Here is an 18,220-nt window from a genome sequence, read left to right as displayed (position 1 = left end):
CCTGGGATCGCCCCCGGATCGAAGGCGTTGTTCTTGTTGGCAGCGAGGCATCCGGCCGTGATCGGCACCAGGTAGCATCGTGCGTGGCTATTCAAAACGAAGCAGGGTCCGTGGGCAAGGACTTGCGCACTACAGGGTCCGCCGGCCCGCAAAAACTCGGCATTCTGCAACAGGCCTGAAAAACAGGCGCACCAAAGCTCTGCTAAGGAGGAGATAATCGGAGGGCAGCCTTTGCGCTGCCGCTGGGGACGCCTAAATTGGAGGCAGCCGCCCAGCGACCGGCAAAATCGGCATTTCGGGGACCCCGCCTTATGGATGACGGACGGATCGCAGGTGCGGCCACCGCGCGCTATGCGCGGAAGAAAGAGGCGATCCTCGCCGCCGCAACCGCCATCCTCAATCGCCAGGGGGTGCGCGGCATGACCCTGGCCGACGTTGCAGCCCGGGTGGGCCTGATCACCACCAGCGTCACCTATTACTACCGCAAGAAGGATGATCTCGCCGCGGCCTGTTTCCTGCGTGGCCTGGAACGGTTCGATGCCATGATCACCCAGGCAGCGGTCCAGCCTGATCCACCATCACGTCTGAAAACCTTCATCGACCTGTATCTTGATCTGAACCGGCGGGTCAGGCTGGGCGAGGCCACGCCCCTGACCAGTTTCACCGAGATCAAGGCCCTCAAGGAACCGCTGCGCTCATCGGTCTCCCAGGCCTTCAACGACCTTTTCCGGCGGGTGCGCGGCTTCTTCGAGGGCGAGGGCTTCGAGCACCTGGAGAAGCGCGAACGCAATGCCCGCACCCATCTGCTGATGGAGCAGGTCTTCTGGTCGGGCACCTGGTTGCGGCGCTACGATCTGGATGATTACGACCGCGTTCGGGACAAGATGTACGACATCCTGGTCGGCGGCCTGGCCGCACCGGGGCGACTCTGGTCGCCCGCCGCCCTGCCCGATCCAACGCCGGTCTCGCCCGACGGCCTGGAATGGCGTGAGACCTTCCTGGTCGCCGCCACCCGGCTCATCAATCAGCGCGGCTATCGCGGCGCGTCCGTCGAGGACATCTCCGCGGCCCTGAACGTCACCAAGGGCTCTTTCTACCATCACCACGATGACAAGGACGCCCTGGTGGTCGAGTGCTTCCAGCGCACCTTCGCAGTGATCCGCAAGTCGCAGGTCGATGCCCGCGCCGGCCAGGGGACATCCTGGGACCAGGTTTCCGCAGCCACGGCGGCACTGGTGGCCTATCAGCTGTCAGACCATGGTCCGCTGCTGCGCGCCTCGTCGATGGGGGCCCTGCCGACGGACATCCGCCATGAGATGGCCGAAGGCTATGGCCGGGGCTCGGAGCGCTTCGCAGCGATGATCTCGGACGGGATCGCTGACGGCTCGATCCGGCCCGTCGATCCGATGATCGCCGCCCACATGATCAATTCCATGCTCAATGCCGCCGCTGCCCTGGGAGCCTGGGTTCCCGGTGTCGAGCGTGATGAGGCGGCAGGGCTGTTCGCCCGCCCGCTCATGATGGGGCTGTTCACAGCCTAGTGGCCGTGACGGGACGCTCTGGCGCTATCGCCAAAAACAGAAGCGCGCCCCAGATGGGACGCGCTTCCGTCTTGATCGCTCCAGCGCGAGTTAGAACTTCTTGCGCAGTCCAACCTTGTAGGTCCGGCCCAGCGGATCCCCGGTGAAGGGGTCATAGGCGAGATCCAGACGGGCGTAGGACGGGTCCTTGTCGAACAGATTGGTGATCGCGGCCGTGACCGTCGTGTCCCAGGGCAGGAAGACGCGATAGGCCAGATCGGTCAGGACCTGGGCGTCGATCTTCTTGCCCCGGGTGATCTGGACGCCTGCTCCGGTCGTGTCCTTGTAGGCATTGGCCGCAAAGGGGGCCGTACGCTGATCGGTGTACGAGTCGATATAGTGGACCGTCAGGCGCACATTGTGCGGCCCCATGCTCCACTCGGTGTGAACGTCACCCTTCCACTGCGGGATTGGCACGACCGTGGTCTGGTAGTTGAGCAGGCCAACGGCGTCGAAGGCCTTCTCGACCACCACACCCTCGACGCTGGTGGCTCCAACCTTGTACTCGGAGATGTAGGTGGCATTGCCGCCGACCGCGAGATCGCCGCCAAGGACATTGCTGAACTCGTAGTCGACCGCAAAGTCGAAGCCGGAGTTCTTCACCGCCGCGCCATTGATGTAGTTGGTCTTCAGGCGCGCGATCGTCGTCGGGGGACCGCAGACACCGTTGAAGGTGAACCGCGCCGCCAGGGCCGGATAGAGCGCGCAGTTATTGGCCCCCGCGGCACCGTTCGGATAGAGGGCATTGACGATACCGGCCACAGGCTCGGTGACGATCGGATTTTTGAAGTCGAACTGGAAGTAGTCGATGCTGGCCTTCAGCTTGCCGTGGCTGAACAGCAGGCCGGCGTTGTAGGTATTGGCCTTTTCCGGATTGAGGTTCGGATTGCCGAAGATATCGACCGCCCGGAACGTGCCCAGAATGCTCTGCAGTGATGTCACCGAGGTCGTGGTGGTGATCGGATCCGGCGGCCCGCGGAAGGTGGAACCGGCGGAGCCCCGCACGGCCAGCCATGGCAGGGCCTGCCAGCGCGCAGAGATCTTGGGATTGAAGGTGTCACCCACCGCGCCGCCATAGTCTTCAAAGCGGGCCGCCAGCTGGACCTGGAAATCGTCGGTGAAAGGCACCGACAGTTCGCCGAAGGCGGCCATCACATCAGACTGGTTGTCGGCCTCGTTGCCCACGCCCAGGAACATGAAGGGCCCGTTGCGCTGCGAACCGGTGCAGGTCGTGACACCAAAGTCCGGCGTGTTGACGCAAGGATTGATCGCCGCATTGCTGATGTCGTTATAGTCGGCCTTGAAGTAGGTCCGGCGATACTGAACGCCCGCCGCCCAGGCGACATCGCCGCCGCTGAGGCTGATGGCGGTCTTGCCGTTCAGAACCGCTTCACCGACGAACAGTCGCGAGGACTGCTTGGTCGACAGCTTCTGGAAGAACCACTTGGCCAGGTCCTTGTTGACCGCCAGGGCCGAGTTGTAGGCCGGATTGGCGACGCCGGTGACCGCATTGCTCGGGATCGCGCTGGCAAACGGGTTGAAGTACATGCAGCCGCCGACGCCCGCAGTACCCTGGATACCGGGCAAGGTGGGATTGCTGTCGCAGGTCGGGCCGCCGAGGCCCTGCAGGGCCAGGGCGTAGCGGTTCACCAGGGTGTCATAACCCGTGCGGATACCGATCTCCTGGGAGTAGGTCAGAGCCATTTCCCAGCCGATGCCGTTGTCGAATTCGCCCTGCAGATCACCCGAGACCCGGAACGCGTCGAAGGCGCGCGAGCCGATCGAGGGGCCATAGCCGAAGGCCGGGTTGCCTCCGATCCCGAAGGGCCGGTTTGCCGCGTTGATGGCCCCGAAGGCAAAGATGGACCCCGGCGCCGAAAACTGGGTGCCGTTGACCAGATTGGTCAGCTGAACGGTCGGATTGGCCGCGATAAAGGCCTGCAGGCCCGGATTGGTCGCCGGAACAATGTAACGCCCTGCGATGGGCGAAGCTTCCGCGGTCGGCACGGCCAGTGCGGCATAGGACGGTGAGGTGTTCCAGTCAGGGACGTCCGTATGGGCATACAGCACTTCGACATGGAACTTGGTCTTGTCGGACAGGTTGGCGTTGATCTCGCCATAGATCTGCACCGCGTCCGACTTCTCGACGAGATTGTCGAACGGGGTGTAGTGCCAGTAGCAGACCGGGGTCAGGCCGCTGAAGCCCGGGAAGCCGCCCAGGCCGCCGCAGCCCGGATCACGCATGCCACTGGTCGTGCTGGCCAGGGGAATAAAGGTCGAAGGGCTGCCCGCCGCCGACCAGCCGGCTTCCGGATTGTTCAGATAGGGGGTGTTGGCCCAGTTGCGCTCTGCCACGCTCAGTTTGGAGCGATGCTGCCAGCCCGCGCTGACCAGAAGATTGCCGTTGTCCCAGATCTTGCCGAAGGTCGCGTTCAGGCCGTAGTCGCCGTCCGAGCCATTGATGACCCGGTAATCGGCGCCCACCTCGAGCCCATCGACATTCCGCTTGGTGATGAAGTTGACGACGCCGGCGATGGCGTCCGAGCCATAGGTCGCTGCCGCGCCGTCCTTCAGGACTTCCAGCCGTCCAATGGCCGCCGCGGGGATGATGTTGGTGTCGACGATCCCTGCCCCGGCCGCACCGAACGGATTGATCGCCAGGCGCCGGCCATTCAGCAGCACCAGAGTGCGTTGCGAGCCAAGGCCGCGAAGATTGACCGAGCCCGAGCCTTCCGAGCCCTGGGCCCGGCTGTCGAACTGGTTGGTGTCACCCAGAACCCCACTGGAAACCGACAGGGCCTTGAGGAGTTCGACCGTGGAGGGAGAGCCACGCTTCTGCAGTTCTTCGGCACCGATCACATCGACCGGAAGGGCAGCGTCCTCAGGCGTACCCCGGATGAAGGAGCCGGTGACGACGACCTCTTCGACCTGTGTGGATGCCGCATCGGGCCGGGTCTGGGCGTGCGCCGCCCCGGCTGTCAGGGCGATGGCCAAGGCCAGTGACGAGCCGCCGCGCAGGAACACGGTTCTATTCATTATGCTTCCCTCCCTCGTTTGCTTTTTTGATGCTTATTTTTGGGGGCCTTGGTCGATCTCAGTCGTCGGGACGCCTTGCAGGACAGGTCGCTGACCAGATCATCCCGTCGAGGAAGAAATCTGGCACCGCAGCATTTTCGAAACCTGATGATGCACCGCACATAACCGACACGCCTGGGATCTCCCTGAGCCGGATACCGGAAAACGCAAGCATACTGCCTCACAAGACAGAGCAAGGCGGGTCACGAACCTGAATTCGAACACCCGTTTCGATGATGCGGTATGTTTCTGAGGGACGCAACTGTCTCTCTGCCGCGCGAAGGCGCGAACCGCCTTCACCCTGCCGTGCCTGCAATGCTCCGATGGCGGCATATCTCTAAGCATCTTGATTGTTAAGTTGCTTAGAGATATGTTCCCAACATGATTCGCGATTCAGCACCGTCCGACTGCGCGCCCCGGGCCGCCTATGCCGACAGGCTGAACGACCCCATCATGCAGCGCCTGAAGGCCATCTCGTTTCTGAACCTCGAGATCGGCAAGAAGATCGGCGAGACCCTGGGGGTCAACGTCACCGACATGGCGGCGATGGAGCTGTTGATCGACGCGCGCACGCTGACGCCGAGCCAGCTGGCCAGTCAGCTGAAGGTGACAACGGCTGCAGCCACCCAGATCGTCGATCGTCTGGAGCGGGCCGGTCATGTCACGCGCGAGCGAAAGACCATCGACCGCCGAAAGATCTTCGTGGCTCCCGTGGAAGCTTCAGAGGTCAGGGCCTTCGCGCTGCTGGCACCGATGCTCGATGCCTTGAGCGGCGTGATCTCTGACCTTACCCCCGCCGAACGCAGCGTCATCGAGACCTTTCTGGACCAGGTCGTCGACATCTACCTCCAGGCGTCGGGGCCACCGCCCCTGTGTCCCGAACCGACCGAACCTGATGACGCCTCCTCCCCTGTCCCCTAGCGCGCCCGAGTACCGGCAGATGAACCCTAGCAAGACTGTCAGGCGACCTGGATCAGGCGCGAGCCTGTCGGCCCTGGCCCTGGCCCTGACGGGGCTGGCCCTGGCCGGCTGCTCGACCGCCCCGCGCCACACAGCCGAGACCCGACTACCCGCGGCCTATGAGGTCGCGGCTGGAGCCACCCTGCCCGATCAGGATCTGGATCGCTGGTGGCTGGTCTTCAACGACCCCGCCTTGAGCGCGCTTGTGGACACGGCCCTGACCCAGAGCCAGGACGCCCGCCTGGCGGCAGCGCGCCTTGACGAGGCCCGCGCCGTTCGACGCGGACAGGTGCGGCAGCTCTACATCCCCTCTACGCCCCTGACCGGCTCAGCCAACCGCAGCAACACCGACATCATCGACCAGAGTGGGCCGGGCGGCTTTACCCAGGGCGGGGACAGCGAGAACTACAGCGGCAGTTTCGACGTCAGCTGGGAGCTGGACCTGATCGGTCGTCGCCGCGCTGCCATGGGCGTCGTGCGCAATGATCTGGCCGCCAGCCGTTTCGCCTATGAAGGCGCTCGCGCCGCCCTCGCCGCCAATGTCGCCCAGTCCTATTTCCAGGCGCGGGTCCTGGCCGTGCAGCTGGACGACGCGAGAGAGAGTGTCCGCATCGCCAGGGCCCTGGCCGATCTGGCTGCCGGCCGCGTTGCCAGGGGCCTTTCGCCGGGATCCGATGCGGATCGAATGGCCGCTGACCTGGCCCAGGCCGAGGCCCAGGCCGCCAGTCTGGAAGCTGAGCTGCAGGTTGCCCGCCGCAGTCTGCTGATCCTGGTCGGACGCGGCATCGATCCTCTGGCCAGTCTGCCTGTGGCGGCGATCCTGACCGATGCGCCCCCGACCCCGACGGCCCTGCCCGGCGCGCTACTGGCCCGCCGCCCGGACGTGCGAGAGGCCCAGGCCCGGTTAGCCTCGGCTTCTGCCAACCTGAAGGTCAATGAACTCGCGCTCTTTCCAACCTTCACCCTCAGCCCGGGGATCGGATTGACCAAGGCGTTGTCGCCCAGCTTCCTGACATCCGGAGCCACATCCTCCACCACCAGTTCCGCCTGGTCCATCGGCCTCAACCTGTCGATCCCGGTCCTGAACATTCCCAAGCTTCTGGCGGACATTGACGCCCAGGACGCCCGCACAGAACAGGCCGCCCTGGCCTATGAGAAGACGGTGCAGATGGCTTTCGGCGAAACCGAAGGCGCACTTCTGCAACTGTCCGCCGACCAGCGCCGTGTTGCCCTGCTCAGCGCTGGTGAACGTCGCGCCTCCACGGCCTATGAGGCCGCCCGCCGGGGCTATGCGGCCGGACTGAGCGACCTGACCTCGACCCTGCAGGCCGAGCAATCCTGGCGCGCCGCCCGGACGGGGCTCAACGGCGCGCGAGGTCAGGCGCTGCAACGCGCCGTCCAGACCTACAAGGCCTTGGGCGGCGGATGGTCGCCATCGCCGAACCCCTCGGCGGCTACCGAACAAACCTCTTCGCGATGAGATCCGCTCCAATGACACGCCCCCTGATCGCCGCCCTTTTTCTGACGACGGCCCTGGGCCTGACCGCCTGTGGCGACAAGCCGGACAAATCCGCCAAAGAGACCGCCGCCAGCCCGGCGCGCGCCGTCACGGTCGGCCGCGTGGAAAGCCGTTCGCTGGGGGCCGGGTTCGAAGCCTCGGGCCAACTAGTCCCGCGAGAGGAAGCCGCCGTCGGTTCCGAACTGGCTGGCTATCGCGTCGCCCGCGTCTATGTCGAGGAAGGGGCCTATGTCCGGGCCGGTCAGCCGCTGGTCCAGCTGGACGATACCCTGCTGCGCGCCCAGATCGCCCAGCAGTCGGCCCTGACGGCCCAGGCCCAGGGCGAAGCCGCCCGCGTCGCCGGGCTCGATGGCCAGGGCGTGCTCAGCCAGGAACAGATCGAAAGCCGCCGCTATGCCGCCAAGGCACAGGAGGCCGCCTTGGCAGAACTGAAGACGCGCTCCAGCCGCATGACCATCACGGCCCCGGTGAGCGGGCGAATTCTGGAGCGGACCGTGCGCCCCGGCGAGATTTCGGGCGGCGCAACCGCGCCCTGGTTCCGCATCGCCCGTGACGGCCTGGTCGAACTGGATGCCGAGGTCGGCGACGCCCAACTGTCCGCCATTGCGGTCGGTCAGTCTGCTCAGGTGCTCCTGCCCGATGGTCGCACGACCTCAGGCGTCGTCCGCCTGATCAGCCCCCGCATCGACGCCGCAACACGTCTGGGAAAGGTGCGGGTTCGCTTGCCCCGGGACTCGGGCCTTCGCCCTGGCGGCTTTGGCCGGGCCACCTTCGCGCCGTCCGGCCGCCAGGTGAAGGCCGTGCCGGAAACCGCGATCCGCTATGACGCCGAGGGCTCGTCCCTGGTCACCGTCGACGGGTCCAACCGCGCTCGCCAGACCCCGGTCCGCACCGGCCAACGCGGCGGTGGCTGGGTGGAACTGCTCGATGGCCCGCCCGTCGGTGCGCGAGTGCTGCTCGGCGGCTCAGCCTTCACCCTCGACGGTGATCTGGTCAAGCCGGCTGACGCCAATGGCAAGGCCGCGCGCTGATGGCCAATGTTCGCATCTCCGCCTGGTCGATCCAGAATCCGATCCCGGTCGCGGTTCTGTTCATCGCCCTGATCCTGGCCGGCATTGCCAGCTACATGATGCTGCCGATCAAGCAGTATCCCAATGTCTCGTTCCCGCTGGTGGCGGTGACCATCACCCAGAGCGGCGCAGCCGCAGGCGAGATGGAAACCCAGATCACCCGTCAGGTGGAAGACGCCGTCGCCGGGATCTCGAACGTCAAGAGCATCCGCTCTTCGGTCGTCCAGGGCGTCTCGACGACGTCGATCGAATTCGAGATCGGCGAAGACCTGCAGAAGGCCACCGACGAAGTCCGCTCGAAGGTTGATCAGGCCCGCGCCCTGCTGCCCCGCGAGATCGACGAGCCGATCGTCCAGCGCATCGATCTGGATTCGCTGCCGATCATCACCTACGCGGTCTCGTCGCACACGATGACGATCAGCGAACTGTCCTGGTTCGTCGACGACACCATCAGCCGCAGCCTGCAGGGTGAAAAGGGCGTCGCCCAGGTGGCGCGAGTTGGCGGGGTCAGCCGCGAGATCAACATCGTCATCGATCCCGACCGGATGGCGGCGGCGGGCCTGACGGCACCCCGGCTCAATGCGGCCCTGGCCAGTTTCAGCCTCGACGCCCCCGGCGGCCGGCTGGCGATCGGCGCACGCGAACAGACCGTCCGGGTTCTGGCCGCGGCCCGCACAGTCGAGCAACTGCGCGCCCTGACCATTCCCACGGCCGGCGGTCGGTTCGTCCGCCTGACCGACGTGGCCGAGGTCGGCGACGGCGCGGGTGAGGCGCGCTCCTTCGCCCGTCTCGACGGCCGGCCCGTGGTGGCCTTCCAGGTCAGCAAGACCAAGGACGCCAGCGACGTCCGCGTCGAGGACGGCATCAAGATCGCCATCGAGAAGATGGTGCAGGCCCATCCCGACGTCACCTTCACCAAGATCTATTCGATCGTCGACGACACCCGCGCCAGCTTCGAGGCGACCCGTACGACCCTGCTCGAAGGCATGTTGCTGGCCGCCGTGGTGGTGTTCCTGTTCCTGCGCGAATGGCGGGCCACCGCGATCACTGCCATCGCCATGCCGATGTCGCTGATCCCGACTTTCATCTTCATGGCGGTGATGGGCTTTTCGCTCAATGTCGTGACCTTGCTGGGCCTGACCCTGGTGATCGGCATCCTGGTCGACGACGCCATCGTCGAGATCGAGAATATCGAAAAACGCGTGGCGGCCGGCGAGCGACCCTATGCCGCCGCCATGGTCGGGGCCGATGCCATCGGTCTGGCCGTCGTCGCCACCACCTTCACCATCGTTGCGGTCTTCGCGCCCGTGGCCTTCATGCCAGGCATCCCGGGTCAGTTCTTCCGGGAATTTGGCCTGACGGTTGCCGTCGCCGTGCTGTTCTCCTTGGTGGTGGCCCGACTGCTGACGCCGCTGCTGGCGGCCTATTTCCTCAAGCCGGCCGCCCATCCGCGCCCGCGCAAGCCCTTCAAGGGCCTGTATCGCAACGTTCTGGAATGGGCCCTCGATCACCGGATCGTGGCCTGCATCATCGGCGGGGTGATCTTCGCTTTCTCGATCTTCATGGCCGCCGGCCTGCCGGCCGGCTTCCAGCCGCCGGCCAACAACAACTATTACTACCTGAAGGTCCAGGGCCCTCCCGGGGCTACGGCCGCCGACATGGATCGCGCGGTCCAGTCGATCACCAAACTGTTCAAGGCGCGACCGGAGACGGCCCACGTCTTTGCTCAGGTCGGCTCGGTCATTGCGGCCAGTGGCCCAGGCGGCGGATCCGGCGGCAGCGACCTGCGCGACGGCACGGTGACCATTGTCCTGCACGATGAGCGCGAGCTCCGCGTCCCGGAGATCAAGGCCCTGATGCGGGACAAGCTGCTGGATCTGCCGGATGTTCGCGTCAGTCTGCTGAGCGACGACGGATCGGCCGAGGTCTCCACCATTCTGACCAGCGAGAACGGCGAGGCCCTTGAACGCGCCGCCCTGACCCTCGAGCGTCAGATGCGCGGCCTGAAGACCATTGCGGATCCTCGCCCGGCCTCTCCCCCCAGCGGACCGGAAATCGTTATCCGTCCCCGCCCGGACGAGGCCGCCCGTCTCGGCGTCTCACCGGCCGATATCGCCGCCATCGCCCGCGTGGCTTCGGTGGGAGACATCGATGCCAATGTCGCCAAGCTGACGGACGGCGAGCGCCGCCTGCCGATCCGGGTGCGCCTGGATGACAGCACGCGTGGCGACCTGGCCCGGATCAAGGCCCTGCAGCTGCCGACCGCATCGGGCGGCTATACGCGGCTCGACGCTGTGGCCGATGTCGAGTTCCAGGCCGGTCCGGCCAAGATCGAACGCTTTGGCCGCAAGCGCCAGCTGACCACCGAGGCGGACCTTCAGCCCGGCGTCGTCCTTGGCTCGGCGACGGTCGAGGTCGACAGTCTTCCGATCATGAAGAACCTGCCCGCCGGCGTGGAAAAGGCCACAGGCGGCACGGAGGAAGCCATGGGCGAACTGTTCGGCGGCTTCGCCATCGCCCTGCTGTCGGCGATCTTCCTGGTGTTCGGCGTGATGGCCCTGCTGTTTGGCAGCTTCTTCAAGCCGATCACCATCATGTCGGCCCTGCCCCTGGCCATCGGCGGAGCCTTTGCCGGCCTGCTGCTCTGCGGCATGAGCATGTCGATCCCCTCGCTGATCGGTCTGCTGATGCTGATGGGTCTGGCGGCCAAGAACTCCATCCTGCTCGTGGACTATGCGATCGAGGAGGAGCGGGCCGGCAAGCCCCAGCGCGAGGCCATCCTTGAGGCCTGCCGCGAACGGGCCCGGCCGATCATCATGACCACCCTGGCCATGATGGCCGGCATGCTGCCGACGGCCCTCGGTATCGGCAAGGGCGCCGAATTCCGCCAGCCTATGGCCGTAGCGGTGATCGGCGGCCTGATCACCTCGACCGTCCTGTCCCTGGTTCTGGTGCCGGTGGTCTATGAGATCGTCGACGATTTCGAAAACTGGCTGAAACCCAAGCTGGCCCGCTGGACGACCCCACGGGAAGCGCCGGTAACCGCTGGGCCGGAGGCGGCGACCCCGGCAGAGCGGATCTAGAACGAAGGGCCCCGGTGCGAACCGGGGCCCTTTTTCAAACCGGGGTCTCAGCGGATCGAGGCGATCTCGTACAGGAAATCGACATAGCCCATGGTCGCGCCGACCAGGCCTTCGACCTTGGGATTGGAGGACTCGATCACGTAGTACTCGTTGGGAGCGTGAGCGCCGCTGCCGTGACCCAGACCGAACTGCCCGGCCGGCAGGCCGACGGGGGCCGAGGTAAAGACAGCGCCCGGCCATGAGCCGGCCAGTCGCGGATAGAGCGAGGTCTCGACGCCCAGGCGCTTGTAGCTATTGAGTTCGGCGCGGATCAGCCGGCTGTTCTCGTCGGTCTCGGTGGGATCATAGCCGCCGCTGACATTGACCTCGATATCCTGGAAGCCGCGCTTGTCGAGATGGGCCCGCAGCTTGGCCACGCAGTCGGCCATGGTCATGTTGGGCACCAGGCGCAGGTCAATCTTGGCGACGGCGCGGCCGGGCAGCACAGTCTTGCCGCCGGGGCCGGTATAGCCCGAGACCAGACCCTCGATATTGATCGTGGGCTGGGAGGCCAGGCGCTCCAGGGCCTTTTCCCACGGCAGGTCGTCGATCCAGCGATCCACCCCCAATGACCGCTTGGCATCAGCCTCGCTCATGCGCTGGGCCGCCAGGCCGATCAGCTCGCGTTCGCGCGCGGTCAGCGGTCGCACCTTCTCGAAATAGCCGTCTATCGCGGGCGTATTGCCGTCCGGGGTGACCAGGGTGGTCAGGGCCTGGACCAGTCGCCAGGCGGGACTGTCGACCCTGGCCTTCTCGCTGGAATGGATATCGGTCCGGGGACCCCGTCCCCATTTGGCTCCGCTGGCCACCAGTTCGAGCTCGACTATGCCCTTGGCCCCCAGATTGACACTGACGCCACCATTGCTGGGGCTCTGCCAGCCCGCGGGAATGACCACGCCCTCGCAGCGCTTCAGCGCCGCCAGAATGTGTGGCCGGGTGACGATCTGGTGGAAGTGCGGACTGCCGATCTCTTCCTCGCCCTCGCAGACCAGCACCAGATTGACCGGTGACTTACGGCCGGCCGCGCGGAGGGCGTGGAGCGCGGCGAGGAACGCCGCTTCCGGGCCCTTCTGGTTGACGGCCCCGCGACCCACGATGACCTTGCCGAAGCCCGGCTTGTCGACGATGCGCGCCTCCAGCGGCGGCGAACTCCACTCGGCGGGATCGAACTGCTTCACGTCGTACATGAAGTAGATGCCCATCCACCGCTTGGCACCGACGTCCAGGGTGGCAAAGACTCCGGGGTGGCCATCGGTCGGGACCTTCTCGACCTGTTGGAAACCGGCATCGCGGGCCAGGGCCATCATGTAGTCGGCCCCTTTGTCCATGTCGCGATTCTCGGCGGCGATCGACGGCAGGGCGATCCAGTCCTGGATGCGCTTGACCGAAGCGTCGAAGCCGGCCTCGGCGGCCTTGCGAACAGCGGCCTGGTCTCCGCTGGCAGCGAAGGTCAGCCCCGGCGTGAACAGGGTCAGGGCGGCAGCCCCGGTCAGCAGCGTGCGGCGATCCTGCACAAGGCCAGAGCGCTTCGATGTGTTGGTCATGCCGTTCCCCCAGATCAGACGTCGGGGGGATTAGAACCGGGCGCGCCGCGAGCGGCAAGGCCCGGCGCCTAGAACTCTAGCGCCTTGGGCCGATAGGTCAGGCGACAGACGGTCCAGCCGTCCTGGCGGGTCAGATCGAAGACGCCGCCAAGCTGACCGGCCATAGACCGGACGATCCGCAGGCCAAGACTGGCGGAGTTGCGGGGATCAAAGCCCGGCGGCGGCCCGGTGCCGTTGTCGCGCACGATCAGCACATGCTCGTCCCCGCTCTGATCGAGGCTGACCTGCACCTGGCCCGCGCCGCCCTTGAAGCCGTGTTCGATGGCGTTGTTGAAGCTTTCGAGCAGCACCAGGGTCACAGGCGTGGCCTGATCGGGGTGCAGAGGCGCCTCGCCGCCGTCCAGCGACACCTGGGCGGGGCTGCCGGCCGCCGCGTTGGCGTCGGCCAGAAGGCTCCGGGCGAAGTCGCGGAACGGAGACGGATCGCCGACCTGATTGTGCAGTTCGCGCTGGATCCGGGCGATGGTTTCAATCCGGCCACCGGCCTCGCTCAGGGCGTGACGCGCGTCGCCATCCTTGACCCCGGCCGCCTGGAGCCGCAGCAGGGCGCCGACGACCTGGATGTTGTTGCTCACCCGATGATGCAACTCGCGATAGAGCAGGTCACGGTTCTCGGCCAGCCGCTCATAGCGTTCGCGCTCGGCCGCCAGCTGCCGCATCGCGCCACGCATGCCGTCGATGAAGAAGATGTCGACCGCCACCACGAAGACATAGAAGAACAGCGCCATCCCGGTGGCGACGTTGATGTGGAAGCCGTTGTAGGCCGGGACGAAGAAGTAGCCCGCGCCGCCCAAAGCAAAAGGCCCCGGCGTTTCCGCCGGGGCCTTCGCATTCGATCAGCGTGTCGCTGAAGACCGGTCGATTACTCGACGATCTTGGCAACCACGCCGGCGCCGACCGTACGGCCGCCTTCGCGGATGGCGAAGCGCAGGCCCTGGTCCATGGCGATCGGGGTGATCAGCTCAACGTCCAGCTCGGCGTTGTCGCCCGGCATGATCATTTCCACGCCTTCGCGCAGCTTGATGATCCCGGTGACGTCCGTCGTGCGGAAGTAGAACTGCGGGCGATAGTTGGTGAAGAACGGGGTGTGACGGCCGCCTTCTTCCTTGTTCAGGATGTAGGCTTCAGCCACGAACTTCGTGTGCGGGGTGATCGAACCCGGCTTGCAGAGAACCTGGCCGCGCTCGACGTCTTCGCGCTTGGTGCCGCGCAGCAGAACGCCGACGTTGTCGCCAGCCTGGCCCTGGTCCAGCAGCTTGCGGAACATTTCGACGCCCGTGCAGGTCGTCTTCTGAACCGGACGGATGCCGACGATTTCGACTTCTTCGCCGACCTTGACGATACCCTTTTCGATACGGCCGGTGACCACGGTGCCGCGGCCCGAAATCGAGAACACGTCTTCGACCGGCATCAGGAACGGCAGGTCCAGCGGACGGGCCGGCTGCGGGATGTAGTCGTCAACCGTCTGCATCAGCGCCAGGATCGACTCTTCGCCGATCTTGGGGTTGCCACCGTCGATGGCGACCTTGGCCGAGCCCTTGGTGATCGGAATGTCGTCGCCCGGGAAGTCATACGACGAAAGCAGCTCGCGCACTTCCATCTCGACCAGCTCGAGCAGCTCTTCGTCGTCGACCAGGTCGACCTTGTTCATGTAGACGACCAGGGCCGGAACGCCGACCTGACGGGCCAGCAGGATGTGCTCGCGGGTCTGGGGCATCGGGCCGTCAGCGGCCGAAACCACCAGGATCGCGCCGTCCATCTGCGCCGCGCCGGTGATCATGTTCTTCACATAGTCGGCGTGGCCGGGGCAGTCGACGTGGGCATAGTGACGGTTGGCCGTCTCATATTCCACGTGCGCGGTGTTGATCGTGATGCCGCGGGCCTTTTCTTCCGGCGCAGCGTCGATGTCGGCGTAGTTCATCGCCTTGCCGCCGCCGACCTTGGCCAGCGTGATGGTGATCGCAGCCGTCAGCGTCGTCTTGCCATGGTCAACGTGACCGATGGTGCCGATGTTGCAGTGCGGCTTAGTGCGTTCGAACTTTTCCTTGGCCATTTTTCTCTACCTTCGGACCCCAAACCCCTCAAAAAGTGGGGGGGCCTGCAATGAATGGGGAATATCTGGGGTTAACTTAGGCGTACTTCTTGATCACTTCGTCGGCGACGTGTTGCGGCACCGGCTCGTAGTGATCGTAAACCATGCTGAACTGGGCGCGGCCTTGCGACATGCCCCGCAGGGTGTTCACGTAGCCGAACATGTTGGCCAGCGGCACGAAGGCGTTCACCACCGTGGCGTTGCCGCGCATGTCTTGACCCTGGATCATGCCACGACGGCTGTTCAGGTCGCCGATGACCGAACCCAGGTACTCTTCCGGGGTCACGACCTCGACCTTCATGATCGGCTCGAGCAGCTTGGGAGCGCCCTTTTCGCGCAGCTCCTTGAAGGCGGCGCGCGAAGCGATTTCGAACGCCAGAACGCTGGAGTCGACGTCGTGGTACTTGCCGTCCGTCAGGGTGGCCTTGAAGTCAATCAGCGGGAAGCCGGCCAGCAGGCCGTTGTCCTTGACGGAGTTCAGACCCTTTTCGACGCCCGGGATGTATTCCTTGGGCACCGCGCCACCGACGATCGAGTTTTCGAACACGAAGCCCGAACCCGGCTCGCCCGGCTCGAAGGTGATCATGACGCGGGCGAACTGGCCCGTACCACCGGTCTGCTTCTTGTGGGTGTAGTCGATGTCGACCTTGCGGCCCAGGCTTTCGCGATAGGCAACCTGCGGCGCGCCGATATTGGCTTCGACCTTGTAGGTCCGCTTCAGGATGTCGATCTTGATGTCCAGGTGCAGTTCGCCCATGCCCTTAAGGATCGTCTGGCCGCTTTCGAAGTCGGTCGAGACGGTGAAGGACGGATCTTCAGCGGCCAGCTTTTGCAGGGCGACGCCCAGCTTTTCCTGGTCAGCCTTCGACTTGGGTTCGACGGCGATTTCGATCACGGGCGCGGGGAATTCCATGCGCTCCAGGATCACCGGCGACTTCAGCGGATCGCACAGGGTGTCACCGGTGCGGGTTTCCTTGAGGCCGGCCAGGGCGACGATGTCGCCGGCATAGGCTTCCTTGATGTCTTCGCGGTTGTTGGAGTGCATGAGCAGCATGCGGCCAACGCGCTCGCGCTTGTCGCGCGTGGCGTTGAGCAGGCCCATGCCGGTTTCCAGCTTGCCCGAATAGATGCGGCAGAAGGTCAGCGAACCGACGAAGGGGTCGTCCATGATCTTGAACGCCAGAACCGACAGGGGCTCTTCGTCCGAGGCGCGACGCACGACTTCTTCTTCGGTCTTGAAGTCGATGCCCTTGGTCGGCGGGATGTCCAGCGGCGACGGCAGGTAGTCGACGACGGCGTCCAGGAGCGTCTGCACGCCCTTGTTCTTGAAGGCCGAGCCGCAGAGGATCGGATAGAAGGCACCGGTCAGAACGGCCTTGCGCAGGCATTTCTTGATGACTTCTTCCGAGGGCTCTTCGCCGCCCAGATAGGCTTCCATCGCCTCGTCGTCCATTTCGACGGCGTTCTCGACCAGATAGGCACGGGCCTCGACAGCCTTGTCCATCAGGTCGGCAGGGATTTCTTCATCGCGGAAGTTGGCGCCCAGGGCGTCGTTGTCCCAGACCACGGCCTTCATGCGGACCAGATCCACCAGGCCGCTCAGCGAGGTTTCCGAGCCGATCGGGAACTGGATCGGAACAGCCTTGGCGCCCAGGCGATCGCGGATCGACTCGACCGACTTGTCGAAGTCGGCACCGATCTTGTCCATCTTGTTGACGAACACGATGCGCGGAACATTGTACTTGTCGGCCTGGCGCCAGACGGTTTCGGTCTGGGGCTCAACGCCGGCATTGCCGTCCAGAACGGTGACAGCGCCATCGAGCACGCGGAGCGAGCGTTCGACTTCAATGGTGAAGTCGACGTGCCCGGGGGTGTCGATGATGTTCAGGCGCTTGCCGTTCCAGAACGCAGTCGTCGCGGCCGACGTGATCGTGATGCCGCGCTCCTGCTCCTGCTCCATCCAGTCCATGGTGGCGGCGCCATCGTGGACTTCGCCGATCTTGTGCGACTTACCTGTGTAGTACAGGATCCGCTCGGTCGTCGTCGTCTTTCCGGCGTCGATGTGCGCCATGATGCCGAAGTTACGGTAGTCTTCGATTTTATGCTGGCGGGCCATGATGGAGCTCTGCGTAGCGCTGCTGTGAGGCAGGGACATTTAAACGTGCGGCGCGGGCGGTTTATCGCAAACCGCCCGCGCCTGAAAGAGTGCTGGTAAGAAAGCTTACCAGCGGTAGTGCGAGAACGCCCGGTTGGCTTCAGCCATCTTGTGGGTGTCTTCGCGCTTCTTCACCGCGGTGCCGCGGTTGTTGGAAGCATCGAGCAGTTCACCAGCCAGCTTTTCGGTCATGGTGTTCTCGCCGCGCTTGCGCGCAGCGGTCACCAGCCAGCGGATGGCCAGGGCACGACGACGGTCCGGACGGACTTCCACGGGCACCTGATAGGTGGCGCCGCCAACGCGACGCGACCGGACTTCAATCGCCGGGGCGACGTTGTCCAGGGCGGAGTGGAAGGTCTCAAGCGGACCTTGGTCCTTGCGCTTGTTTTCCAGGATGTCGAAAGCACCATAGATGATGTTTTCGGCGACGGCTTTTTTGCCCTCATACATCACATAGTTCATGAACTTCGTGACGATCAGATCTCCAAACTTGGGATCCGGCAGGACTTGGCGTTTCTCGGCGCGACGGCGGCGGGACATTCTTCTTTTCCTTACTTCGGACGCTTGGCGCCGTAGAGCGAACGACGCTGCTTACGATCCTTGACACCTTGGGTGTCGAGGACGCCGCGCAGGATGTGATAGCGGACGCCGGGCAAGTCCTTGACGCGGCCGCCGCGGATGAGCACCACCGAGTGCTCCTGCAGGTTGTGGCCTTCGCCCGGGATGTAGCAAACGGCTTCAATGCCGGTGGTCAGACGGACCTTGGCGACCTTACGCAGAGCCGAGTTCGGCTTCTTCGGGGTCGTCGTATAGACGCGGGTGCAAACACCGCGACGTTGTGGGCAGCCCTTGAGGGCCGGCACCTTGTTCCGGACCGGCTTAGGCTGGCGCGGTTTGCGGATGAGCTGGTTGACGGTAGGCATTAAGTCTCTGCTCTGATGGAAGCGTGTGCCTTTCGGCCGGGGCGCTTCAGGTCCTAGTCATGTAGTCCGGCTTGCGAGACTCCGAACGGAGACCCGATAAACACGAAACTCGCCGGGACG

12 protein-coding genes are annotated in these 18,220 nt (G+C 64.9%); 5 read left to right on the top strand and 7 right to left on the bottom strand.

Annotated features, from left to right (window positions below; all coding sequences use genetic code 11):
• The first annotated feature begins 311 nt into the window (after positions 1–311).
• On the top strand, positions 312–1,541 hold the full coding sequence (locus ACW17U_RS01555) for a TetR/AcrR family transcriptional regulator (protein ID WP_062149241.1): 1,230 nt from the start codon (positions 312–314) through the stop codon (positions 1,539–1,541).
• A 90-nt stretch (positions 1,542–1,631) separates the two neighbouring features.
• On the opposite strand, the gene ACW17U_RS01550 is transcribed toward ACW17U_RS01555, so the two are convergent.
• Positions 1,632–4,616 carry a TonB-dependent receptor gene (locus tag ACW17U_RS01550; protein WP_492054568.1) on the bottom strand — a complete coding sequence of 995 codons (2,985 nt, stop codon included), beginning with the start codon at positions 4,614–4,616 and terminating at the stop codon, positions 1,632–1,634.
• Positions 4,617–5,036: 420 nt separating this feature from the next.
• Here ACW17U_RS01550 and ACW17U_RS01545 point away from each other — a divergent pair, with 420 nt between their 5' ends.
• The 4 genes from ACW17U_RS01545 to ACW17U_RS01530 are packed head-to-tail and all read left to right on the top strand — an operon-like array spanning position 5,037 to position 11,287.
• Positions 5,037–5,576, top strand: coding sequence for a MarR family transcriptional regulator (locus ACW17U_RS01545; protein WP_492054567.1), 540 nt, complete (start codon positions 5,037–5,039; stop codon positions 5,574–5,576).
• A 19-nt stretch (positions 5,577–5,595) separates the two neighbouring features.
• Positions 5,596–7,095, top strand: coding sequence for an efflux transporter outer membrane subunit (locus ACW17U_RS01540; RefSeq protein ID WP_492054566.1), 1,500 nt, complete (start codon positions 5,596–5,598; stop codon positions 7,093–7,095).
• Positions 7,092–8,165: an efflux RND transporter periplasmic adaptor subunit gene (locus ACW17U_RS01535; RefSeq protein WP_492054565.1), complete on the top strand. Its 1,074-nt coding sequence runs from the start codon at positions 7,092–7,094 to the stop codon at positions 8,163–8,165. The genes ACW17U_RS01540 and ACW17U_RS01535 overlap by 4 nt, the downstream gene beginning before the upstream one ends.
• On the top strand, positions 8,165–11,287 hold the full coding sequence (locus ACW17U_RS01530) for an efflux RND transporter permease subunit (RefSeq protein ID WP_492054564.1): 3,123 nt from the start codon (positions 8,165–8,167) through the stop codon (positions 11,285–11,287). The genes ACW17U_RS01535 and ACW17U_RS01530 overlap by 1 nt, the downstream gene beginning before the upstream one ends.
• A 47-nt stretch (positions 11,288–11,334) precedes the next feature.
• On the opposite strand, the gene ACW17U_RS01525 is transcribed toward ACW17U_RS01530, so the two are convergent.
• From ACW17U_RS01525 to rpsL, 6 genes are all read right to left on the bottom strand, one after another.
• Complete coding sequence (locus ACW17U_RS01525; protein ID WP_492054563.1) at positions 11,335–12,870, bottom strand: M20/M25/M40 family metallo-hydrolase; 1,536 nt, start codon at positions 12,868–12,870, stop codon at positions 11,335–11,337.
• A 68-nt stretch (positions 12,871–12,938) separates the two neighbouring features.
• On the bottom strand, positions 12,939–13,724 hold the full coding sequence (locus ACW17U_RS01520) for a sensor histidine kinase (protein ID WP_492054562.1): 786 nt from the start codon (positions 13,722–13,724) through the stop codon (positions 12,939–12,941).
• A gap of 68 nt (positions 13,725–13,792) precedes the next feature.
• Positions 13,793–14,983, bottom strand: coding sequence for an elongation factor Tu (gene tuf / locus ACW17U_RS01515; protein ID WP_492052331.1), 1,191 nt, complete (start codon positions 14,981–14,983; stop codon positions 13,793–13,795).
• Between the two features lie 76 nt (positions 14,984–15,059).
• Positions 15,060–17,138 carry an elongation factor G gene (fusA, locus tag ACW17U_RS01510; protein ID WP_062149262.1) on the bottom strand — a complete coding sequence of 693 codons (2,079 nt, stop codon included), beginning with the start codon at positions 17,136–17,138 and terminating at the stop codon, positions 15,060–15,062.
• A 105-nt stretch (positions 17,139–17,243) separates the two neighbouring features.
• On the bottom strand, positions 17,244–17,717 hold the full coding sequence (gene rpsG, locus ACW17U_RS01505) for a 30S ribosomal protein S7 (protein ID WP_007661568.1): 474 nt from the start codon (positions 17,715–17,717) through the stop codon (positions 17,244–17,246).
• Between the two features lie 11 nt (positions 17,718–17,728).
• The gene (gene rpsL / locus ACW17U_RS01500; RefSeq protein WP_007661566.1) at positions 17,729–18,100 is read right to left on the bottom strand and encodes a 30S ribosomal protein S12; all 372 of its coding nucleotides are present in this window, start codon (positions 18,098–18,100) and stop codon (positions 17,729–17,731) included.
• Positions 18,101–18,220: the final 120 nt, after the last annotated feature.

Source organism: Caulobacter sp. AVps16 (assembly GCF_058681455.1).
This window is presented reverse-complemented; position numbering and strand designations above follow the sequence as displayed.